Source organism: Streptomyces violascens (assembly GCF_014649955.1).
In the GTDB taxonomy this organism is placed as follows: domain Bacteria; phylum Actinomycetota; class Actinomycetes; order Streptomycetales; family Streptomycetaceae; genus Streptomyces; species Streptomyces violascens.
In genome coordinates this window covers 116,257-137,089 of the sequence record NZ_BMUA01000011.1, presented here as the reverse complement: position 1 = coordinate 137,089, position 20,833 = coordinate 116,257, and the positions used below count along the sequence as shown (strand labels likewise).

The window sequence follows — 20,833 nt, the reverse complement described above, 5'->3', positions numbered from 1 at the left end:
AGCGGGTGGCGGCGGCCCCGTACGACAACTTCATCCCACCGGGTGGCGGCACACCGCTCGGGTGGCCCGAGAGCCCAGGCAGCTCACCAGGTCGGGAAGTCCGAGCGGTCAGGAGGTCCAGCCGGTCAGGGGATCCGAGCGGTCAGGAGGCCCAAGCGGCTGGGAGGCTCAAGCGCTCGCGCGGCCCGAGCGCAGTCCGGGTGCTCGCGCAGTCCGAGCGCCCACGCCGCCCGAGGGCGCCTCAGTCCGCCCGCCCCGTCGCCGCGACCGTCACGCCGAGCCCGATCATCGCGAAGCCGCCCGCGCCGCCGATCAGCGACAGGCGGCGCTCCGAGCGGGCGAACCAGCCGCGTGCGGCCGCCGCGCCCAGGCCCCACAGGGTGTCCGTGATCAGGCCGATCGTGATGGGGACCAGGCCGAGCAGCAGCATCTGGGAGGGCAGGTGCCCGGCGCTGTGGTCCACGAACTGCGGAAGCACCGCGGCGAAGAACACGATGCCCTTCGGGTTGGTGACGCCCACCAGGACGCCGTCCGCGACGGTCCGCAGATCACCGTGGGCCGGCCGGAGCTCGGCGACGGTCTCGCCGATGGCGGCCACCCCGAGCCGCATGTCCTTGCGGTGCCGGTACGCCTGCACCCCGAGCAGCACGAGGTACGCGGCGCCCGCCAGCTTCACCGCCATGAACACCGACGCCGAACGCGCCACCAGCGCGCCGATGCCCAGCGCCACCGCGACCACCAGGACGTACGAGCCCAGGACGTTGCCAAGGACCGTCGCGAGTGCGGTGCGGCGGCCGTGTGCGAGCGCGCGGCCTATCACGAACAGGACGCTCGGCCCGGGGATCACGATCACAAGCAGGGACATCGCGGCGAAGGCGAGGAAGCGATCGGTGGACACCATTGTGGCATTCAACCTCACCTGTGTGGTGCGGGCCCAGAGTAGGGACATCACAACTGTGGGCCGCGCCCATACCAGCGGCTGCCGTCCCCCAGTCCGTTCGAGGACGCCCCGGACCCCCTGGATACAGTCCCCGCATGGAACTGCGGCAGCTCAGCTACTTCGTCACCGTCGCCGAGGAACTGCACTTCGGGCGGGCCGCCGAGCGGCTGCACATCGTCCAGTCGGCGGTCAGTCAGCAAGTGCGGCGCCTGGAGCGGGAGTTGGGGACCGACCTCTTCGACCGGTCGCCCCGGCACGTGCGGCTCACCGGCGCGGGGGAGCGGCTGCTGCCCGAGGCGCGCGAGGTCCTGGCCGCCGCCGAGCGGGCCCGGGCCGCCGTCCGCGAGCGCACCACCCTGCGGCTCGGCACCAGCACCGGGCTCGGCGAGCACCTCGACCGGGTGCTGGCGGCGTTCGCCGGGATCGCCCCGGACATCGCCGTCGAACTGGTCTCGGCGCCCACTCGCGACCGCCTGGCCCAGGTCGCCGACGAGCGGCTCGACGCCGCGTTCGTCCGCTCCCCGCAGCCCGCGCCGGGCCTGCGCATCCTGCCCCTGTGGGAGGACCCGCTGGTCGTGGCCCTCCCCGCGGCCCATCCGCTCGCGAGCCAGGACGAGACAGCGCTCCCGGACCTGGCCGCGCTGCCCCTGTGCATCACCGCCCGCCGCAACAACCCCGCGCTCGTCGACCTGGTCGTGGGCGCCTGTCACGCCGCGGGCTTCGAGCCGGTGCCGGGCCCGGTCAGCGGCTCGCTCCAGGACACATTGGCCACCATTGGGCTCGGCCGGTCGTGGACCGTGGTGTACGAGGCCCATGCCCGCGTGCTGCACAGCCCCCGTGTGGCCTTCCGCCCGGTACGCGCCCCCGGCCTCGCACTGACCACCGGCCTGGCAGTGGGTGCCGACCACATACCCGCCGCCGTGGAGCTGCTCCTGAAGGCGTGCTCAACCTCCATGCCGACTTCCACGACGTCCTCCACGCCGACTCCCGTGAAGTTCTCCGCTACGACCCCCATGACCAGCCGCTGACCAGCGACGATCACGAAATCTGATCGCTGCGGTCGCGGTCCGCTTCTTGGTCGGACCCGGCGGATCCGATGGACTGAGGTCACGCCGGTGAGCGGCCCGGAAAAGCCGGGAAGCCGCCGCCCACACAGGAGTTGGCCATGCCCATCGTCACCATTCAGCAGGGTCCCCGCGACGTCGAGCTCAAGCGCGAACTGGTCAAGCGGGTCACGGACGCCTTCGTCGACGCGTACAAGATCCCGGCCGAGACCGTTCAGGTGTGGATCCACGAGGTCCCCACGGACAGCTGGGGCGCGGCGGGCACGCTGATCGCCGACAAGTAGCCCCGCACACCCCCGGTTCACCGCCGCCGGGCCGGGCCGTCCGCACGGGGGTCGGACGGCAACCGGCCCCCCGCCCGTCGGCCGCCTGCCCGCCGGGGACCCCGGCGCGGCGGGCCGCCGTCCCCGTAACGGCGCCGACCGTACGCCGCTAGTGCCGTCAGCGGTACGGAGATGAGGGCAGCCACCCCGAACAGGCACTGGAAGCAGCCCAGTTGGGCGGAATCGGCGGCCAGGGCCGTGCCCAGCGCGCTGCCCAGGTAGAGGGCGACGCCGAAGAAGGCGACCCCGGTCGCGCGGGCGGTCGGCACGAGCAGAGTCGCCCAGGCCTGCACCGTGGAGTGCAGGAACGCCCAGCCGCCGCCGAGCAGCAGCGCGCTCAGCCCGAGCGTCACCAGCGACGGGTGCAGCGCGGCGACGGCGTACGCGAGGGTCAGCTGGGCGCCGCCCGCCACGATCAGCGCGACCGGGCCGAGCCGGCCCGCGAGCCGCCGCACCACCTGGGCCCCGCCCATCGCCGCCGCCCCGTACAGCGCCGCCACCGCGCCCGCGGTGGCCGGAGCCGAGCCGAGCGACTCGAGGGCCGACGGCAGATAGGTGAAGCAGCCGAGCAGCACGCCTCCTTCGAGGAGGGCCACCCCCATCACGTACCACTGCCAGCGCGAGCGCAGGACGGTGCGCAGCGCGCCGCCCTCGCGCGGGGCGAGTTCCGGTTCGGGCAGGCGGCGCAGGGCGAGCGCCAGATGTCCGGCGAGCAGTCCGGGCAGCGCGAACACCAGGCGCCAGCTCACCCAGTGGGCCAGCGCCCCGGCGACGACGGTGGCAAGCGCGGTGCCGAGCGCGAACGCCGTCATCAATGTGCTGAGCGCACGCTGCCGCCCGTCCGGCGCGACCGTGTCGCCCACATACGTCAGCGAGCCCGCGATGGCGGCCGCGAAACAGGCCCCCGTGAACCCCCGTGCCACGATGAGGGACGAGGCGCCGGGCGCCGCCGCGGACGCGAGCGCCCCCACGGCGGACGCCGCGAGCGACAGGCGCATCACCCGCACTCTGCCGAACCGGTCGCTCGCCATGCCCCAGGCCGGCTGCGCGAGCCCGTAACCCAGGGTGTACGCGCTCGCGGCGAGCGCGGCCGTGCCGAGCGGTACACCGAACGCGGAGCCGATGAGCACCAGCATCGGAGCGATGGAGAAACGGTCGAAGTTGCTGACGAACCCGGCGGCGCACAGCAGCCCCTCTCGGGGCGGTGAAGTGGTCATGCCCCCAGCTCAGCAGGGGTGCCAACGGCTGTGTGGGCTCAGCCGATTACCATCACTCACACCGTGACGCACTCACCGGACCCTCGCGCCGAACTCGGCGCGTTCCTGCGCTCGCGCCGCGAACGCCTGGCGCCGGCCGCCCTCGGGCTGCCCGTCGCACCGCGGCGCCGTACCCCCGGCCTGCGCCGCGCGGAGGTCGCCGAGTCCGCCGGCATCAGCCCTTCCTGGTACGCGTGGCTGGAGCAGGGCCGGGTGCGGACCTCCGAGCAGGTGCTGCGGTCGGTCGCGCGGGCGCTTCATCTCGACGCGGCCGAGACCGCGCACGTGCTGTCGTTCGTCGAGGACGCGCCGCCGACCGGCTCCGCCCCGGCCAGCTGGGTCTCGCCGAACCTGCGCTCCCTGGTCGACGCGATGCTTCCGCATCCCGCGATGGTCATCGACCCGCACTGGGACCTGCTCGCGTGGAACGCCTCGTACGCGGCCCTCCTGACCGACCTCGCGCGGCTGCCGCCCAAGCGACGCAACATGCTGTGGCTGGTGTTCCGCTGGCCGCCGTGCCGGACGCTGCTCGCCGACTGGGAGGCCGAGGCCCGTTCCCTGCTCGGCCAGTTCAGGGCCCGGGCCGCCCACCACCCCGACGATCCCCGGTACGCCGAGATCATCGAGGCGATCCGCGCGGACCCCTGCGCCGCGCGCTGGCTCGACGAGCGGGAGACCGCCGCCTTCCGCCCGGCCGTCAAGCACTTCCGGCACCCGGCGGCGGGCGAGCTGCGCCTTCGCTCGGTCAAACTCGCCGCTGTCGACGAACCCGGCCACCACTTCCTCGCCTATTTGCCGGACGGCCCGGCCTCCGAGGCGGCGCTGCACCGTCTGCGCTGAAAGGCACCGCAAAACACTGAAAGGTGGCCCCCGGCCGGCGGTCCCGGCAGGTCGATTCGGGGTTTCGGCCGCTGCGCGCGTCGGTAGGTACCAGACTCCCGACTTAACGGCTGTTGCTGATGTTGCGGATACAGGAGAGCAGAACGATGCGGATTCCGATGACGGTCTCGGACTTCCTCGACCGGGCAGAACTGGGGTTCTCCTCCAGTACCGGCGTCGTCGACGAGCCGGACCAGCCGGCCCCACCGGTGCACGGTCTCACCTATGGGCGGGTCGTCGAGCGGGTGCGCGCCTGGCAGGCGGGCCTCGACGCGCTCGGCGTCGGCGAGGGCGAGCGGGTGGCGGTCGTCAGCCACAACTCGGCGCGCATGCTGGAGCTGTTGTTCGCGGTGCCGATGAGCGGCCGGATCTGCGTACCGGTCAACTTCCGCCTCAAGCCGCAGGAGATCGAGTACGTGGTGCGCCAGAGCGGGGCCTCGGTCCTGCTGGTCGACCCGGAGGTCGAGGACGCGCTGTCCGCCGTCAAGGCCCGCCACCGGTTCGTGCTCGGCGAGCAGACCGAGAACGAGCTGATGCGGTTCGGGGTGGAGCCGCGCCCGTGGTCCGACCCGGACGAGGACGCGACGGCCACGATCAACTACACCTCGGGAACTACCGCCCTCCCCAAGGGAGTTCAGCTCACCCACCGCAACATCTGGGTCAACGGCCTCACCTTCGGACTGCACACCCGGGCCTGGGAGGGTGACGTCTATATGCACACCCTGCCGATGTTCCACTGCAACGGCTGGGGCATGCCGTACGTGATGGCCGGACTCGGCGTCAAACAGGTCGTGCTGCGCAAGGTCGACGGCGCCGAGATCCTGCGGCGGGTGGAGGAGCACGGGGTCACGCTGATGTGCGGGGCGCCCGCGGTGTGGAACATGGTCCTGGACGCGGCGGCATCCTGGCAGGGCGAGATCCCGGGCCGTGATCGCGTGAGGGTCGTCTGCGCGGGTGCGCCGCCGCCGACCCGGATGATCCAGCGGATGGACGAGGAACTGGGCTGGGAGTTCACCCAGATCTACGGGCTCACCGAGACGTCCCCGCTGCTCACCATGAACCGGACCCGGCCCGCCGAGAAGGAACTGCCGTCCGCCGAGCGGGCACGCAACCTGTCCCGGGCCGGCGTGCCCGCGCTCGGCGTCAAGTTGAAGGTGTCCGACTCCGGCGAGGTGCTCGCCCGCTCCAACGTGGTGCTCGACGGCTACTGGGAGAAGCCGGAGGAGACCGCGGCGGCCCTGGAGGACGGCTGGTTCCACACCGGTGACGGCGGCACGATCGACGAGAGCGACGGCTCCCTGACGATCTCGGACCGCAAGAAGGACGTCATCATCACGGGCGGCGAGAACGTGTCCTCGATCGAGGTGGAGGACGCCATCTTCAGTCACCCGGCGGTCGCCGAGGTCGCCGTCATCGGCGTGCCGCACGAGAAGTGGGGCGAGACGATCAAGGCGCTGATCGTCCTCGCGGAAGGCGCCACGGTGACGGAGGCCGACATCATCGCGTACTGCAAGGAGCGCCTCGCCCGCTACAAGGCGCCGACCTCGGTCGAGTTCCGCGAGGCCATCCCGCGCACTGCCACCGGCAAGATCCAGAAGTTCAAACTCCGCGAGCCGTACTGGTCGGGGGTTGGCCGCGAGATCAACTGACCTTCCCAGTAAGGGAGTTGGCGTACCCCTCCCTGTGGACCCGGCCGCTCCGTGTGGGGCGGGGCAGCCGGGTTCGGTGTGTGTGGATGGGGAGGGCCCGGCCGGTCACCCGTGCCAGCTGCTGCTCAAGGAGTCGATGCGCTGGTGGGTGAGGGTGGCCGTGAAGTGCGGGGTGTTGTTCTGGTGGAAGGTCAGGGTGGTGCGGGGTCGGCCGTGCGCGTCCGGAGGGAGTTGCCGGGTGTCGATCCAGCAGGGCGCGTGGAGTTCGAGGTAGCGGTGGAACTGGCAGTCCATGGCCATGGGGACGATGGGTTCCGGGTGGTGCAGATGATGGGCCGCTTGGCGGGCCGCCTCCAGGAGCAGCATGCCCGGCACATGGTCGACGGGGTGGTCGAAGAGGATGCGGTGCTGTGGGTCGATGCGGAGCCGGTGTCGGCCAGGAGTGTGGCTGGGCGACAGCACCACGTCGCGGGCATGGGTGCGAGCCACACGTCTGGGCGGCACAGGCAGGGCGAGTTGCGGTGCGGGCCACAGATGGGCGTCGGCGTACTGGGCGCGCAGGCGGCGGTAGACGGCAGGCGTCTGAATGGTGAAGCGGGTGTGGGCGGTGGCCAGCGGGATGCCGCCGCGGAAAGCCCGGACGAGCAGCGTCAGAGCGCTGGTGCGCCGACCGCGGCGTACGGCTTCCAGGCAGGTGACATGCAGGTCGACGGTGGGCGGAAGTAACGCGGCGTCCAGGGCGGCTGGGTGCAGAGTGAAGCGGTAGTGGTCCCACAACAGGTGGTGCCCGAACGGCACGTCGTACGCGGTGTGGGAGAGCAGCGGAAAGATCTGACGGATCGTCTCGCTCAGGATCAGCGGGTCGTGCAATCCGTGGCGCACCTCGTAGAAGGGGTGGTCGTCGGGCCAGCGGGCCTGCACCGTGAAGGCGTCGGGCGCGGTGCGGTGCCATCCGGTCAGCAGCACCTCGTCGGGGTTCGTCTTGTGGACCAGTTCTCTGGGCACGGTGGCGACGGGGGGCGAGGGGCATGCGGGTAGCGGCGGCATGGGGGTACTCCTCACAGACGGCCGGGCGGCAGCAGGGGCCGACGGGCTCAGGGGTGGGGATGCGTGGGGTGAAAGGGGGCGCCGGGCGGGAGCGACTGGCGGGCTACGGCCGGGAGCCGGGACAGGAGCCGGGACGGGATCGGGGACAACTGCCGCAACAGGCGCGGTAGTCGGTGGCGTTCGGCAGGCCGGCGTCCGGCCGGCGCGGCGCGGCGAGCGCGCGCTGGATTCCCGACATCATGCGGCCCCCCGGGCATAAGTCGTCAACGGTCGGTGCGTCAGTGTGATCATGGACCACTGCGCCGATGGCCGATAATATAAAAGGCGTTCTCTATTTTTGTCGAACCCATTCGGGAGCGGAAGCGATGGCGGAAATCAGACAGGAGCGGGCGCTGAGGACCCGTGAAGTGCTCCTGCGGGCGGCGGCCGAGGAGTTCGACGAGAAGGGGTACGCGGCGGCTCTGATCAACCAGATCCTCGCGCGGGCGGGGCTGACGGCCGGGGCGATGTACTTCCACTTCAAGTCGAAGGAGGACCTCGCCGTCGCGGTGATGAACGCGCAGAGGCACAGGATCGAGCCAGGTCTGAACGCGCGCGGACTGCAGCGACTTGTCGACATCACTCTGGTCTGGGCGCACCAGCTGCGCGTCGACCCGTTGCTGCGTGCCGGCGTCCGACTCGCCGTGGAACAGGGCAGTTTCGGCATGCACGACGCGTCCACGTTCCTGGAGTGGCGCGAGATCATGGTCGGGTGCCTGGCCGACGCCGAGAGCGACAAGGAACTCATGCCGGGGGTGGTGCCCGCGGACATCGCCGAGTTCGTGGTCGGCGCGTGTACCGGCATCCAGCTGTACGCGAACCTGGTGAACGGCCGCGAGGACCTCGTCGAGCGCACGGTACGGATGTGGGAACTGCTGCTTCCCGGCATCGCCGTGCCCAGCGCCGCGCGCCGCATCAGCCTGGACGCGGAGCGGGGGCGTGTCTCGTGAACGAACGCACCCTATGGCCGGATGACGCCCCTGAAACCCTGGCAGGCGAGGGCGACTTGGAGCCGGATGGCAGCTTCGGCGACGAGCGACACATGCGTGTGGTCATCACCGGGGCCTCCGGCACCGTGGGCGGCAAGGTGGCTCGTCTCCTGGCGCCGAACCATGACGTACGTTCGCTGACCAGGGACCCGGCGCGAGCCGCCCGGGACAAAGTAGCCGGACACATCGTGGGCGCGGACCTCGGGGACCCCGCCACACTGCGCCACGCGATGGAGGGAGCGGACGCCCTCCTGCTCGTGACCTTCGACCCGCTGAGTCCCACGCACGACACGAACGCGCTGGCTGCCGCCCGGGCGGGCGGAGTCAGGCATGTGGTGAAACTGTCCGCGGCGGCGGTGTCCGACCCGCTGGCCCGGGACCGGATCACCTGCTGGCAGCGTGAGACGGAGGAGCAGGTGAGGGCGTCCGGCATGACCTGGACGCTGCTGCGGCCGCGGGCGTTCATGTCCAACGCCCTGGGCTGGGCCGGGGGAGTGCGCAAGGAGGGAGTCGTGCGGGCACTGTACGGATCCTCGCGCAACTCCTGCGTCGACCCGCAGGACGTGGCGCTGGCCGCCGCCCGGTCCCTGGTGGGCCGCGGCCAGGCGGGCAGGATCCACGCGCTGACCGGGCAGCAGGCGCTGAGCGCGCGCGAACAGACGGATCAACTCGGTGAGGCACTCCAGCTCCCCGTGCGCTACGAGGAATTGACGCCGGATCAGGCATTGCGGGGGTGGCGGAACCGGCTGGGGGAGCCGCTGGCCCGCGCCCTGCTGGCCGGCGCGCCGAACGACAGGCGGCGGGCGCGAAGGAACAGGTCACCGATGGTGTCCGGGAAGCCATCGGCCGACCCCCGGGCACCTTCAGGGCCTGGGCCACCCGCCATGCGGAGGCCTTCCGCTGAGCTGCCGCACGCCGGGTCGCACGCGGCCGCAATCAGGGCCGCACGCCCGGCCGCCCACCGGGCTGCACCGAAAGGGCGGGCCCGGCCCACATGTGGCGACACCACACACATACAGACGCCACACACGCAGACCCCACGCACGTACCGACACCACCGACACCGGACACATAGAGACGTACCGGCCGGGAAACCGGCACCGGAGGGAAGAAGAACCATGACTGAAGCGCACGGCATGCTCGCGGGCAGGACCGTTCTGATCACCGGGTCCTCCAGCGGCATCGGAGAGGCCGCGGCGCGGCTGTTCGCGGCGGAAGGGGCCGCCGTGGTCCTGATGGCGCGCCGCGCGGACCGGCTGGACGCGCTCGCCCACGACATCGTCGAGGCGGGCGGCAAGGCCGAGACCGCCCCTGGTGACGTGGTCAGCGAAGAGGACGTGGCCAACGCGGTCAAGGTCGCGGTGGGCCGGTTCGGCCGTCTGGACGGGGCGTTCAACAACGCGGGCTGGGCCACGGCGGGAACGCCGCTGCACGAGACGGACACCGCGATCTTCGAGCGGACCATGGACGTGAACGTGCGCGGCGTGTGGAACTGTCTGCGCCACCAGATCCCCGCCATGCTCGAAGCGGGCGGCGGTTCCATCGTGAACACCTCCAGCGTCGCGGGCCTCCAGGCCACCGGCGCATCGGCTGCGTATGTGGCCGCCAAACATGCGGTGTTGGGCCTGACCCGGGCGGCCGCGGCGGACTACGGCCGACAGGGGATCCGGGTCAACGCACTGGTGGTGGGCAGCACCCGCAGCGAGCTGATGGAGGAGGTGCTGGCCGGGACGCCGGAACTGGAGGAGAGCTTCGTGGCCCGCTCCGTCCAGCGCCGGATGGCCGACCCGGTGGAGATCGCCCAGGCCGCGGCCTGGCTGTGCAGCGACCGCGCCACCTTCGTCACCGGCGCTGCCATGCCGGTGGACGGCGGGTGGACCGCGGCGTAACGCCCTCGGCGGCAGAATTTCCATTCTGTTCAGCCCGGTGCGGCCCCCTTGGCCCGGCGCATCCCCCCGCCGTCCACTCCGCCCCGGACCGCAAGGTGACCTGCGGTCGGGACATCGGCGTGTGCCGCCCCGGGGCGAACAACCCTGGGGCGGCACGGGCGCTCAAGCGGCCCGCGGGGAAGGGGTGGTGGGGTCAGGCCGGCCCTCGCCCCGGACCGTGGCGAGGTAGCCGGCCACGGCGTCGCGGTTGCGGGTCAGGCCCTGGATGCGTTCGGTCATGCGCTGGTGCTCGCGTTCCAGCGTGGCGATCATCTCCGGTGTCGCGCCCAGGACATGGATGGTCCGGGTGGTTTCCAGGCAGGGCAGGATCTGCTTGATGATCCGCGTCGGCAGCCCGGCCTCCAGGAGGCCTCTGATCTGCAGGACCCGGTCGACGTAGAACTCGTCGTAGTCGCGGTATCCGTTGGCGGAGCGGTCGGCGACGATCAGCCGCTGTTCCTCGTAGTAGCGCAGGAGTCGGCGGGGCGTGCCGGTGCGTTCCGACAGCTCTCCGATACGCATGTGATCGACCTCACATTTCTTCCCGTTGACCTTCACATAGGTGTGATGGTTCGAGCATTCACACCATGTCAATTAGCGAGAAGCAGACCCCAGTTGATCCCAAGGCCGGGATCAAGAATCAGAGTGACCAGAAACTGCCCCTGCTCGCGCTGCTCGCGCTGGCCACGGCGGTCTTCATCACGAGCCTGACCGAGACGCTGCCCGCGGGCCTGCTGCCCGCGATGAGTTCGGACCTGCACGTCAGCGAGTCCGCGACCGGCCAGACGGTCACGATCTACGCCATCGGTACGGCCCTCACCGCGATCCCCCTGACCGCCGCGACCGCGGCCTGGCGGCGCAAGCGGCTGCTCCTTGTGTCGATGGCGGGGTTCGCCGTGGCCAACACGGTGACCGCCCTCTCGGGCAACTACTCCGTGACGATGGTGGCCCGGTTCGTCGCCGGTGTGGCCGCAGGTCTGGCCTGGGCACTGCTCGCCGGATACGCCCGCCGCATGGCGCCGGCGCACCTGCAGGGCAAGGCGATCGCCATCGCGATGGCCGGTATCCCGGTCGCACTCTCCCTGGGCGTTCCGGCCGGAACCTTCCTGGGCAAGGCCGTCAACTGGCAGGTCGCCTTCCTGGTCATGACGGGGCTCACCGTGCTCCTGCTCGCCTGGATCGGCGCGCTGGTCCCGGACTACCCGGGTCAGCGGCAGAGTGAGAAGACGCCGATGGCCGCGGCGCTGAAGGTCCCCGGAGTCACCCCGGTCCTGTTCGTGACCCTGGTCTTCGTGCTGGCCCACACCATCCTCTACACGTTCATCGCGACCTTCCTCGACGAGCTCGGCATGGGCAACTCCACCGACCTGGTGCTCCTGGTGTTCGGCGCGGCCTCGCTGGTGAGCATCTGGGTGGTCGGCGCGCAGATCAACCGCCGGCTGCGGGCACTGATGATCGCGAGCACCCTGCTGATCGCCGTAGCGGCCGCCATCCTCGCCGTCCTCTCTGACAGCACCGCCATGGTGTACGTCGCCGTCACCCTGTGGGGCCTCGGCTGGGGCGGCGCCCCGACCCTGCTGCAGACCGCGGTCGGCGACGCGGGCGGCGAGCACGCGGACGCGGCCCAGGCCATGCTGGTGACGCTGTGGAACGTGGCGATGGCCGGAGGCGGCATCGTCGGCGGCATCCTGCTGAACCTGCTCGGCTCGACCTCCTTCCCCTGGAGCATCCTGGTCCTGCTGGCGCCGGTCCTCATCGTGGTCCTGGCCGCCCGCGCCCACGGATTCCCCGCCAAACGCGGCAGTGCCGCCTGAGGAACGCCGACGCCGGACACCGCGGCCCGATGCCGCGGTGTCCGGCGTTCGCCGCCGACGGCAGGAGGACCTCGCGTGCTCATAGGAACGATGGCCCGGCAGACCGGCGTCAGCGCCGGCCTGGCCCCCGTACCGCTGAGCGCGGACCTGCCGGCGGTCCTGCGCCGGGAACGCGAGGTCTTCCGCGTCCTCGGGGCTGCGGGTCAGGCGCAACGCCTGTGCGGAGAGCCGGCGCCGGTAGCCCTGGGCGTCGTGCTCGGAGCGTCGCGCGCGATCCTGGGCGGATTCCTCCGCCGGTTCCTGTGCGTCGCCGGGCGGGCGCACCTCGTCGGTGCGGCGGGGGGGCGCGGTCATCGTTCGTCCTTTGCGTGGGGGCGCCGCCGAGGGCGCGGGTTCGTTTCTCCGGGGGCTCGCGGACGCGGTGCCCGGGCGCCCCCGGGCCCGCCGGGTCACAGGCGGGCGGGCCGTCGCGCGCCGTGCCGGAAGCTGCGGTAGAGGTAGGCGGCGGACGACATCGTCATGTGGTGGTGCCAGCCGGGGAAGGAGCGCCCCTCGAAGTCGAGGAGCCCGAAGTCGTCCTCCAGGTGCTGCACGACGGCGTGGGTCAGCGAGGGCCTGTGCAGCAGCGAGAGCACCTCGTCCGTCCGGCGCTCCCCGAGGCTCGTGATCCAGAACCGGGCCGGGCGCCGCCCCGCCGGGAACTGCTCGGCGATCAGCCGGTGGACGCGCTGGGTGCTGGGCGCGGCCGGGGAGCTGCCGGGCAGCCGGACCGGCGCGGAGTACACCTGTACGCGCCGCGTCCGGCCGCCCTGCTCTACGCCGACGACGTACGGGTGGCGCCCCCCGCCCTCGCGCATGAACTGCTGGGCGCTGACCGGCCGGGCCGCCGGGCTCGGCCGGGTGCCGATGCCGGATGCCGCGTGGAGCGCGGGCAACACGGGCTGGTCGGGCCGGACCTCGAGCACGAAGTCCCGCTCGCGCAGATGCAGATGGGCCGCGAGGCGAGTGGCATCGACCGCGCAGTGCTGGTCGACGACCAGCGGAGCCGGGCCGGACACCTTCAGCGCGGCGAGCCGGTCCGTCAGGTCCAGGACATGCGCCCACGAGGGCTCGGCCCGTACGGTGTCGGGGACCCGGGCCCGGCGTCTGCGCACCTCGTCGCCGCACCACGCCTCGTCCATCAGCAGGGACCACTCGACGGGGATGCTCTGCGACTCGGAGGTGAGGAAAAGACCTATCCCGACCTGGCAGTTGATGGTCCGGCCGGCCTCGGGCACGAACCGCTTGTGCACACCGACCGAGTGCTCGCCGCGCTTCTCCACCAGCGTCGTGCCGACCGTCAGGCTGTGACCGGGCAGCCGGGCGGCCGCCTTGCGGGCCAGCGACTCGCGCGCCGCGCTCCAGTCCCACGGGCTGGCGCTGATGAACTGCTGCAGCGCCTGCGCCGCGCCGGGCGGCAGCCAAGCCACCTTGGCCATCTGGGAGACCGTCTTCTTGCCCGGGGTCGTGAGCAGCCCGCGCAAGTAGGCGTCGGCCCAACGGCGTTGGTCGACACGGGGCAGATAGCCGAAGACGTCCTCCGTGAAGCCCGATAAGTCGGGCATGCAGTCGTCCGCGAACCGAGGCTGCTGCAGGACTGCTCGCTGCGGTACGGCCATGGTGAATCCCCCTCTGAGCGTCGACGGCCGGCACGACGCTCAAAATATAGCGAACGCTTTCTCTGTTTTTTGGCCAGAGTGGTCGATCGCCACTGCGACTTCGGCAAGTCGGCGTTGCCGCCGGGAACTCGGGCGGGGGAAGGTGTCCGTCTTGTGCAGTCCGGTACAGAGAAAGGCGTTCGAGGTTGATACGCACCCGACGGTGCGCGGCGATGAGGAGGTTCCGGCCCGGCTGCCCGCCCCGCCCCTGCTCCGCGGGTACGCTCGCGGCGCACCCCTGTCCCGGGCGCCGCGCCGGCCGGTGGCCGTGGTGAAGCAGATGCGCGCGGCCCGCACCCGCGCCGCCGTGCTCCGTGCGGCCGCCGTCGAGATCGACAGGGACGGCTACGCCGGCACATCGCTGGTCCGGATCTGTGCCACGGCCGGGATCTCGCTGGGCGCCCTCACGTTCCACTTCCCGGCCAAGTCCACCTTGGCCGACGAACTCCAGGACCGGGGCAGCGCGATGACCCGGGCCGCTGTGGCCCAGGTCCTCGCGCTCCCGGCCTCGCCGCTGCGCCTGGCGCGGGCCCTGCTTCTGGCGGTCGCCCGGCTCCTGGAGGCGGAGATCGAGGTCCGCGCGGCCGCCCGGCTGACCCGGGAGCGCCCGTGCGAGGCGGCCGACTGGACGGCCGCATGGCTGCCGGAATTGCACGACCTCCTCGAACAGGCAGGGGCAGAAGGCCAGTTGAGCCGCTCGGTGGATCCGGAGGCGGTGGCGGTGCTCACCGCGCACCTCGTCACGGGGGTGGACGCCCACCTCCGCCTGCGCGCCCACACCGGGCCCGACCCGAGCGCCGAAGCACCCCGGGATGTCATCGGTCAGCTCGCCGAGGTGTGGGACATCGTTCTGTACGGTGCGTCGGCTGCCGGGCCGCCCCGACCGGAGCGCGGCGACCAGGAGTGAACGGTCCGAATCCGAACCCCAGTTGACGCGATGGGGCACCCGGGCGGTTGTGCGGCGAGGGCACAGACTTGACCCTGACATATATGTGAGGGTTGGACGGTGTGGTCATGACCTCACCGATGCTCAACCATGTCGAATTCGGCGACGGAACCCCTCTGCTGATGCTGCACGGGTTCACCATCGACCACCGCCTCCTGCTGCCCCTGGAACCGGCGTTCGCCGACCGGGCGGACTGGCGCCGCGTCTACGTCGACCTGCCCGGCTCGGGCCGGTCGCCGCGGCAGCCGGGCCCGGTCACCGCCGACACCGTCGCGGAATCACTGATGACCTTCGTGGACAAGCAGTTCGGGTCCGCTCCCTTCGCCGTCGCCGGCATCTCCTTCGGCGCCCAGCTGGCCCGGCACGTCCTGGCCGAACGCGGCGACCAGGTCCTGGGGATGTGCCTGTTCGCCCCGCCGGTCCTGCCGTTTGCGCAGCGCGACCTGCCCGAACGCCAGGTCCTGGAGCGGGACGAGGCGCTCCTGGGCTCCCTGGACCCCGAGGACCTCGCCGCCTTCTCCGGCATCGCGGCTTGGCAGACCCCCGAGGGGTGGGCTGCCTTCCGTGACCACGTGCTGCCCGGCCTCCGTGCCCACCACCAGGGCGATGCCGCCGAACTCGCGCGCTCCCTCATGCTCACCGCCACCCCGGAGACCCGCTTCGCCACCCACGACGGCCCGCACCTCCTGGTGACAGGCCGCCAGGACCATGTCGTCGGCTGGCGCGACCAGTTGGCGCTCCTGGAGCGCTACCCGCGCATGACGTACGCCGTCCTCGACGGAGCAGGCCACAACGTCCACCTCGACCAGCCCGGCCCCGTCCACGCCCTGTTCACCCGCTGGCTCGACGAACTGGACGCCCGCCGAGTCGATCTTCCCCCCGCGCAAGCCTAGGCAGGTCAGGGCCGGTCGGGGCATGCTGGGGGACTCGGCTGAGGAAGTGAGGCGCGCTGCGATGGTGACTGGCTCGTACGCCCATGGGGTGAGCGGTACCGCCCTGCTCGGCGACACGATCGGCGGCAATCTGGACCGCGCGGTCCAGGCGTACGGGGAGCGCGAGGCCCTCGTCGACGTGGCCTCCGGCCGGCGCTGGACGTACGCCCAATTCGGTGCGGACGTCGAGCAGTTGGCCTGCGCGCTGCTCGCGACCGGCGTCGCCAAGGGGGACCGGGTCGGGATCTGGGCGGTGAACTGCCCCGAGTGGGTGCTCGTCCAGTACGCCACCGCGCGGATCGGCGCGATCATGGTCAACATCAACCCGGCCTATCGTGTGCACGAGCTTGAGTACGTGCTGCGCCAGGCCGGGATCTCCGTGCTCTTCGCCTCGCTGTCCCACAAGTCGAGCGACTACCGGGCGATGGTCGAGCAAGTGCGCGGCAACTGCCCGGCATTGCGGCGGACCGTGTTCATCGGCGACCCCGGATGGGGCCGCCTCATGGCCGACGGTGTGGGGCGGCCACACGCGGAACTGGCGGCGCGCGAGGCCGAGTTGTCCTGCGACGACCCGGTCAACATCCAGTACACCTCGGGCACGACCGGCTTCCCGAAGGGGGCCACACTCTCCCATCACAACGTCCTCAACAACGGTTACTTCGTGGGTGAGTTGCTCGCCTACACCGAGACCGACCGCATCTGCATTCCCGTGCCCTTCTACCACTGCTTCGGCATGGTCATGGGCAATCTCGCGGCCACCTCGCACGGCGCCTGCATGGTGATCCCGGCCGCGTCCTTCGACCCGGAGGCGACGCTGCGGGCCGTCGAGCAGGAGCGCTGCACCTCGCTGTACGGGGTGCCCACGATGTTCATCGCCGAGCTGAACCTCCCCGGCTTCGCCGCGTACGACCTCTCCTCGCTGCGTACCGGCATCATGGCGGGCTCGCCGTGCCCCGCCGAGGTCATGAAGCGGGTGGTCGCCGAGATGCACATGGCCGAGGTGTCCATCTGCTACGGCATGACCGAGACCTCCCCGGTCTCCACCCAGACCCGCACGGACGACGACCTGGAGCGGCGCACCGGCACCGTCGGCCGGGTCATGCCGCACGTCGAGGTGAAGATCGTCGACCCGGCGAGCGGCGTCACCGTCCCGCGCGGCGAACCGGGCGAGCTGCGCACCCGGGGCTACAGCGTGATGCTCGGCTACTGGGACGAGCCGGAGCGGACCGCCGAGACCATCGACGCGGGGCGCTGGATGCACACCGGTGACCTCGCGGTGATGCGCGAGGACGGCTACGTCGAGATCGTCGGCCGCATCAAGGACATGATCATCCGGGGCGGCGAGAACGTGTACCCGCGCGAGATCGAGGAGTTTCTCCACCGGCATCCCAAGATCGCCGACGTGCAGGTGGTCGCGGTCCCCGACCAGAAGTACGGCGAGGAGATCCTGGCCTGCGTCATCCCGCGCGACCCGGCGGACCCGCCCACCCTGGACGAGGTCACCGCGTACTGCCGGGAGCGGCTCGCCCACTACAAGGTCCCCCGCCACCTGCGGATTCTCGACGCGTTCCCGATGACGGTGAGCGGCAAGGTCCGCAAGGTGGAGCTGCGGGAGGGCTACGGCGCCTGATCAGGCGCCTGTCGCGACGAGTTCCTGAGCCGCGTCGTTCACCGGCTGGGGCGTGCCCGTCAGGTCCAGGACGAACAGCGGGACGCGCAGCTGGTCGGCGCGCGCCCTGGCGTCCTGCGCGTACCCGGCGAGCGAGAAGTGGACGCTGCGCGCCGACGTGGTCACCCCGTGCAGCCACAGGCACTCGACGGCCTTCAGTGAGACGGGCCGCGTCGTGGGGTCCACCCGGGCCACCAGGCCCCGGCCGCGCAGGTCGATGCCGGAGGCCGGGGGCGGCTCGGCCTGCAGTACGTCCCTGAAGCCGAGCCAGGTCAGATAGAGCCCGGCCGCGGTCACCGCGTCCCTCGCATTACGGATCGTGAGCGGCCGGAACGCCGTGCGGGCCGCCGCCCCCGACGGCCGCGGGACCTGCACGGGCGCGGGCGGCGCCGTCACGGGCCGTACCGGCACCTTCAGGACGCAGCCGCAGGAGCAGCCGAGCTCGGGCTGCGGCCACTGGCTCTGCCGCCCGCACGCCCGGCACCGGACCGTGACCCAGGCGTCCGTCCAGGTGCGATGCGTGATCGGCGAGGGAGCGGCGCCCCGCTGGATGGGCGGTGCCAGTGGGACCCCGCAGACGCAGGGGTAGGCCGGCGGGACATAGACGTGCTCGCGCCGACAGGTCGGGCAGCGCACCGGTACGCCGTCACCGTTCATCCGCCCCCACCTCCATGACGACGCGACCCCGGACGGGTTCCGCTCCGCGCCCGACGCGGTCCCCCGAAGTGGCCTGGCCGGGGGTTCCGCGGTCCATGGTCCATCAACGGCGACGGCGGCGTGGCCGATTCGCGCATCCCGGCTCTCCCTTGACGCGCTGGCCAACCCGTCCTACATTGCTTCCACATAGCAGAATGAAACTTCCGCATTACGGAATAAGGCTCGAAGGTGGCGAGGCCAGCGGCCCGCCGGAGCCGAGTCCGCCGGCCGAAGCAGGAGCACCCCATGCCTCGTATGACCGCTGCCCGAGCGGCAGTTGAGATCCTCAAGCTCGAAGGCGTCAGCCACGCCTTCGGCGTGCCGGGCGCGGCGATCAACCCCTTCTACAAGGCACTCAAGGAGGGCGGTGGCATCAACCACACGCTCGCCCGCCACGTCGAAGGCGCCTCCCACATGGCGGAGGGCTACACGCGCTCCAACCCGGGCAACATCGGTGTCTGCATCGGCACGTCGGGCCCCGCGGGCACCGACATGATCACCGGCCTGTACTCGGCGATCGCCGACTCGATCCCGATCCTGTGCATCACCGGCCAGGCGCCGGTCGCCAAGCTGCACACCGAGGACTTCCAGGCCGTCGACATCGCCTCGATCGCCAAGCCGGTGACCAAGGCCGCCACGACCGTCCTGGAGGCCGCGCAGGTCCCCGGCGTCTTCCAGCAGGCCTTCCACCTGATGCGCTCCGGCCGTCCCGGCCCGGTCCTCATCGACCTGCCGATCGACGTCCAGCTGACCGAGATCGAGTTCGACCCCGAGACGTACGCGCCGCTGCCCGTCTACAAGCCGGCCGCGACCCGCGCCCAGGCCGAGAAGGCGATCCAGTTCCTGCTGGAGTCCGAGCGCCCGCTGATCGTCGCCGGTGGCGGCATCATCAACGCGGACGCCTCCGACCTCCTGGTCGAGTTCGCCGAGATCACCAACACTCCGGTCATCCCCACCCTGATGGGCTGGGGCACCATCGCCGACGACCACGAGCTGAACGCCGGCATGGTGGGCGTCCAGACCGCGCACCGCTACGGCAACGCCACGTTCCTGGAGTCGGACTTCGTCCTGGGCATCGGCAACCGCTGGGCCAACCGCCACACCGGCTACAAGCTGGACGTCTACCGCGGCGACCGCAAGTTCGTCCACGTCGACATCGAGCCCACCCAGATCGGCAAGATCTTCGCCCCGGACTTCGGCATCGCCTCCGACGCCAAGGCCGCCCTGGAGCTCTTCGTCGAGGTCGCCAAGGAGCTGAAGGCCGCGGGCAAGCTGCCCGACCGTTCCGCCTGGGTCGCCTCCCACCTGGAGCGCAAGGCCACCCTCCAGCGCCGCACGCACTTCGACAACGTGCCGATGAAGCCGCAGCGGGTCTACGAGGAGATGAACAAGGCCTTCGGCCCGGAGACGCGCTACGTCACCACCATCGGCCTCTCCCAGATCGCCGGCGCGCAGATGCTGCACGTCTACAAGCCGCGCAACTGGATCAACTGTGGCCAGGCGGGACCGCTCGGCTGGACCATCCCGGCCGCGCTGGGTGCCGCGACCGCCGACCCGGAGGTCCCGGTCGTCGCCCTGTCCGGCGACTACGACTTCCAGTTCATGCTGGAGGAGCTGGCGGTCGGCGCACAGCACAAGATTCCGTACGTCCACGTGCTCGTGAACAACGCCTACCTGGGCCTGATCCGTCAGGCGCAGATCGGCCTGGACATCAACTTCCAGGTCAACCTGGAGTTCGAGAACATCAACTCCCCGGAGCTGGGCGTCTACGGCGTCGACCACGTCAAGGTCATCGAGGGCCTGGGCTGCAAGGCGATCCGCGTCACCGAGCCGGACCAGCTGCTGCCCGCGTTCGAGGAGGCCAAGAAGCTGGCCGCCGAGTTCCGCGTCCCGGTCGTCGTCGAGGCGATCCTGGAGCGCATCACCAACATCGCGATGAGCAAGACGGCCGACATCAGCGACGTCTCCGAGTTCGAGGAGCTGGCCACCGAGCCGGGTCACGCCCCCACGGCGATCCGCCCCCTCCAGGCCTCCTGAGCCACGGCTTCCCGAGCCACCCATACGGTCCGGCCTCCGTTCCCCCGCACTGGGGAGCGGAGGCCGGACGCATGCGGTGGGCTAACGCGCGCTGTCCTCGCGTTCGAGCAGCGTCTTGAGCGTGGAGAGGATCATGACCCAGCCGTCGCTGACACCCTTGAGCATCTCGCTGTCCACGCTGTCGAAGCCGTCGTGCGTGATGGTCAGCTTCACCCCGAGCGCGGGCGTCTCGGCCCGCTGGATGTCGAACGCGACCTGCGACTGCTCGGTGCGCGCACTCTCGAACTCTCCTTCCGTGTCGAAGAGCTGACGGTGCATCGGAAGCAGCCGGTGCCAGGTGTACGCGAGCTTCCGCCCCGGCACCGCCTCTATCACCGCCTGGCCGAGATCCTCGTACGCCCCGTCCGGGCCCATCTTCCACAGCACCGGCGAGCCCACCTTCCAGTCGGACATGGGTCCCCAGCCACCGAAGTACTCCTGCGCGAACTCGGCGTCCGTCAGGGCCTCGTAGAGGCGCTCGGGGGTGGTCCGGATATAGATGACGTAGACGAACTCGGGCTTTTCCATGGCGAGTTGCTCCTCCAAACCGCACTTCAGCCTGCCGAGCGCGTCGAGTCTGCCGCGCTCGTACTTGCCGATCCAGCGCTCCGACAGCTCCTGGATCGGCACCGGATTCAGGTAATGGATCTTCTCCCGGCCGCGCCGCACGGACGTGACAAGGCGCGCCGTTTCGAGCACCGCGAGGTGCTTGCTCACCGCCTGACGTGACATGGCGAGGCCCTCGCACAGCTCCCGCAGCGTCTGCCCGTTCCGCGCCCGGAGCCGGTCGAGCAGCCGCCGCCGGCTGGCATCGGCCAGCGCCCTGAAGACGTCGTCCACGCGGGCCTCCGGCGGTGTGCGTACGCACGCTCGTTTCACGGTGTCGTTT

The 20,833-nt window shown here is 71.1% G+C and carries 18 protein-coding genes and 1 pseudogene; 12 read left to right on the top strand and 7 right to left on the bottom strand.

The window, feature by feature from the left end:
- Positions 1 to 241 precede the first annotated feature (241 nt).
- Positions 242 to 901: a LysE family translocator gene (locus IE206_RS22380; RefSeq protein WP_189964741.1), complete on the bottom strand. Its 660-nt coding sequence runs from the start codon at positions 899 to 901 to the stop codon at positions 242 to 244.
- 134 nt (positions 902 to 1,035) lie between these two features.
- Between IE206_RS22380 and IE206_RS22375 the strand changes: the two genes are divergently transcribed.
- Positions 1,036 to 1,968 carry a LysR family transcriptional regulator gene (locus IE206_RS22375; RefSeq protein ID WP_189964739.1) on the top strand — a complete coding sequence of 311 codons (933 nt, stop codon included), beginning with the start codon at positions 1,036 to 1,038 and terminating at the stop codon, positions 1,966 to 1,968.
- Between the two features lie 137 nt (positions 1,969 to 2,105).
- The gene (gene dmpI / locus IE206_RS22370; protein ID WP_030160756.1) at positions 2,106 to 2,288 is read left to right on the top strand and encodes a 4-oxalocrotonate tautomerase DmpI; all 183 of its coding nucleotides are present in this window, start codon (positions 2,106 to 2,108) and stop codon (positions 2,286 to 2,288) included.
- A 17-nt stretch (positions 2,289 to 2,305) separates the two neighbouring features.
- On the opposite strand, the gene IE206_RS22365 is transcribed toward dmpI, so the two are convergent.
- On the bottom strand, positions 2,306 to 3,544 hold the full coding sequence (locus IE206_RS22365) for an MFS transporter (RefSeq protein WP_189964737.1): 1,239 nt from the start codon (positions 3,542 to 3,544) through the stop codon (positions 2,306 to 2,308).
- Between the two features lie 63 nt (positions 3,545 to 3,607).
- On the opposite strand from IE206_RS22365, the gene IE206_RS22360 reads away from it, so the two are divergent.
- Together IE206_RS22360 and IE206_RS22355 are read left to right on the top strand one after the other, a co-directional pair.
- A complete protein-coding gene (locus IE206_RS22360; RefSeq protein ID WP_189964735.1) occupies positions 3,608 to 4,423 on the top strand; it encodes a helix-turn-helix domain-containing protein in 816 nt (271 codons plus the stop codon).
- Between the two features lie 146 nt (positions 4,424 to 4,569).
- Positions 4,570 to 6,111, top strand: coding sequence for an AMP-binding protein (locus IE206_RS22355; protein ID WP_189964733.1), 1,542 nt, complete (start codon positions 4,570 to 4,572; stop codon positions 6,109 to 6,111).
- A 105-nt stretch (positions 6,112 to 6,216) separates the two neighbouring features.
- On the opposite strand, the gene IE206_RS22350 is transcribed toward IE206_RS22355, so the two are convergent.
- On the bottom strand, positions 6,217 to 7,158 hold the full coding sequence (locus IE206_RS22350) for a ScbA/BarX family gamma-butyrolactone biosynthesis protein (protein ID WP_189964731.1): 942 nt from the start codon (positions 7,156 to 7,158) through the stop codon (positions 6,217 to 6,219).
- Positions 7,159 to 7,523: 365 nt separating this feature from the next.
- On the opposite strand from IE206_RS22350, the gene IE206_RS22345 reads away from it, so the two are divergent.
- From IE206_RS22345 to IE206_RS22335, 3 genes and pseudogenes are all read left to right on the top strand, one after another.
- On the top strand, positions 7,524 to 8,147 hold the full coding sequence (locus tag IE206_RS22345; RefSeq protein ID WP_189964729.1) for a ScbR family autoregulator-binding transcription factor: 624 nt from the start codon (positions 7,524 to 7,526) through the stop codon (positions 8,145 to 8,147).
- A 92-nt stretch (positions 8,148 to 8,239) separates the two neighbouring features.
- A pseudogene (locus IE206_RS42540) lies at positions 8,240 to 8,611 on the top strand (SDR family oxidoreductase); the annotation flags it as partial.
- A 711-nt stretch (positions 8,612 to 9,322) separates the two neighbouring features.
- Positions 9,323 to 10,075, top strand: a complete 753-nt coding sequence (locus IE206_RS22335) for an SDR family NAD(P)-dependent oxidoreductase (RefSeq protein ID WP_189964948.1) — start codon at positions 9,323 to 9,325, stop codon at positions 10,073 to 10,075.
- A 162-nt stretch (positions 10,076 to 10,237) separates the two neighbouring features.
- Here the strand turns inward: IE206_RS22335 and IE206_RS22330 are convergent, their stop codons facing one another.
- The gene (locus IE206_RS22330) at positions 10,238 to 10,636 is read right to left on the bottom strand and encodes a MerR family transcriptional regulator (RefSeq protein WP_189964727.1); all 399 of its coding nucleotides are present in this window, start codon (positions 10,634 to 10,636) and stop codon (positions 10,238 to 10,240) included.
- 65 nt (positions 10,637 to 10,701) lie between these two features.
- Here IE206_RS22330 and IE206_RS22325 point away from each other — a divergent pair, with 65 nt between their 5' ends.
- Positions 10,702 to 11,928 carry an MFS transporter gene (locus IE206_RS22325; RefSeq protein ID WP_189964725.1) on the top strand — a complete coding sequence of 409 codons (1,227 nt, stop codon included), beginning with the start codon at positions 10,702 to 10,704 and terminating at the stop codon, positions 11,926 to 11,928.
- A 449-nt stretch (positions 11,929 to 12,377) separates the two neighbouring features.
- On the opposite strand, the gene IE206_RS22320 is transcribed toward IE206_RS22325, so the two are convergent.
- Complete coding sequence (locus IE206_RS22320; protein WP_226599756.1) at positions 12,378 to 13,586, bottom strand: IS701 family transposase; 1,209 nt, start codon at positions 13,584 to 13,586, stop codon at positions 12,378 to 12,380.
- Positions 13,587 to 13,788: 202 nt separating this feature from the next.
- Here IE206_RS22320 and IE206_RS22315 point away from each other — a divergent pair, with 202 nt between their 5' ends.
- The 3 genes from IE206_RS22315 (at position 13,789) to IE206_RS22305 (ending at position 17,133) form a co-directional block, all read left to right on the top strand.
- The gene (locus IE206_RS22315; RefSeq protein WP_226599755.1) at positions 13,789 to 14,532 is read left to right on the top strand and encodes a TetR family transcriptional regulator; all 744 of its coding nucleotides are present in this window, start codon (positions 13,789 to 13,791) and stop codon (positions 14,530 to 14,532) included.
- 107 nt (positions 14,533 to 14,639) lie between these two features.
- The gene (locus IE206_RS22310; RefSeq protein WP_189964722.1) at positions 14,640 to 15,464 is read left to right on the top strand and encodes an alpha/beta fold hydrolase; all 825 of its coding nucleotides are present in this window, start codon (positions 14,640 to 14,642) and stop codon (positions 15,462 to 15,464) included.
- Positions 15,465 to 15,525: 61 nt separating this feature from the next.
- A complete protein-coding gene (locus IE206_RS22305; RefSeq protein WP_189964720.1) occupies positions 15,526 to 17,133 on the top strand; it encodes an AMP-binding protein in 1,608 nt (535 codons plus the stop codon).
- Here the strand turns inward: IE206_RS22305 and IE206_RS22300 are convergent, their stop codons facing one another.
- Positions 17,134 to 17,829 (bottom strand): hypothetical protein, encoded by a 696-nt coding sequence (locus tag IE206_RS22300; RefSeq protein ID WP_189964718.1) that lies wholly within the window; start codon positions 17,827 to 17,829, stop codon positions 17,134 to 17,136.
- Positions 17,830 to 18,114: 285 nt separating this feature from the next.
- Here IE206_RS22300 and gcl point away from each other — a divergent pair, with 285 nt between their 5' ends.
- Positions 18,115 to 19,905, top strand: coding sequence for a glyoxylate carboligase (gene gcl, locus IE206_RS22295; RefSeq protein WP_189964716.1), 1,791 nt, complete (start codon positions 18,115 to 18,117; stop codon positions 19,903 to 19,905).
- Between the two features lie 81 nt (positions 19,906 to 19,986).
- On the opposite strand, the gene IE206_RS22290 is transcribed toward gcl, so the two are convergent.
- Complete coding sequence (locus IE206_RS22290; protein ID WP_189964713.1) at positions 19,987 to 20,784, bottom strand: ArsR/SmtB family transcription factor; 798 nt, start codon at positions 20,782 to 20,784, stop codon at positions 19,987 to 19,989.
- Positions 20,785 to 20,833: the final 49 nt, after the last annotated feature.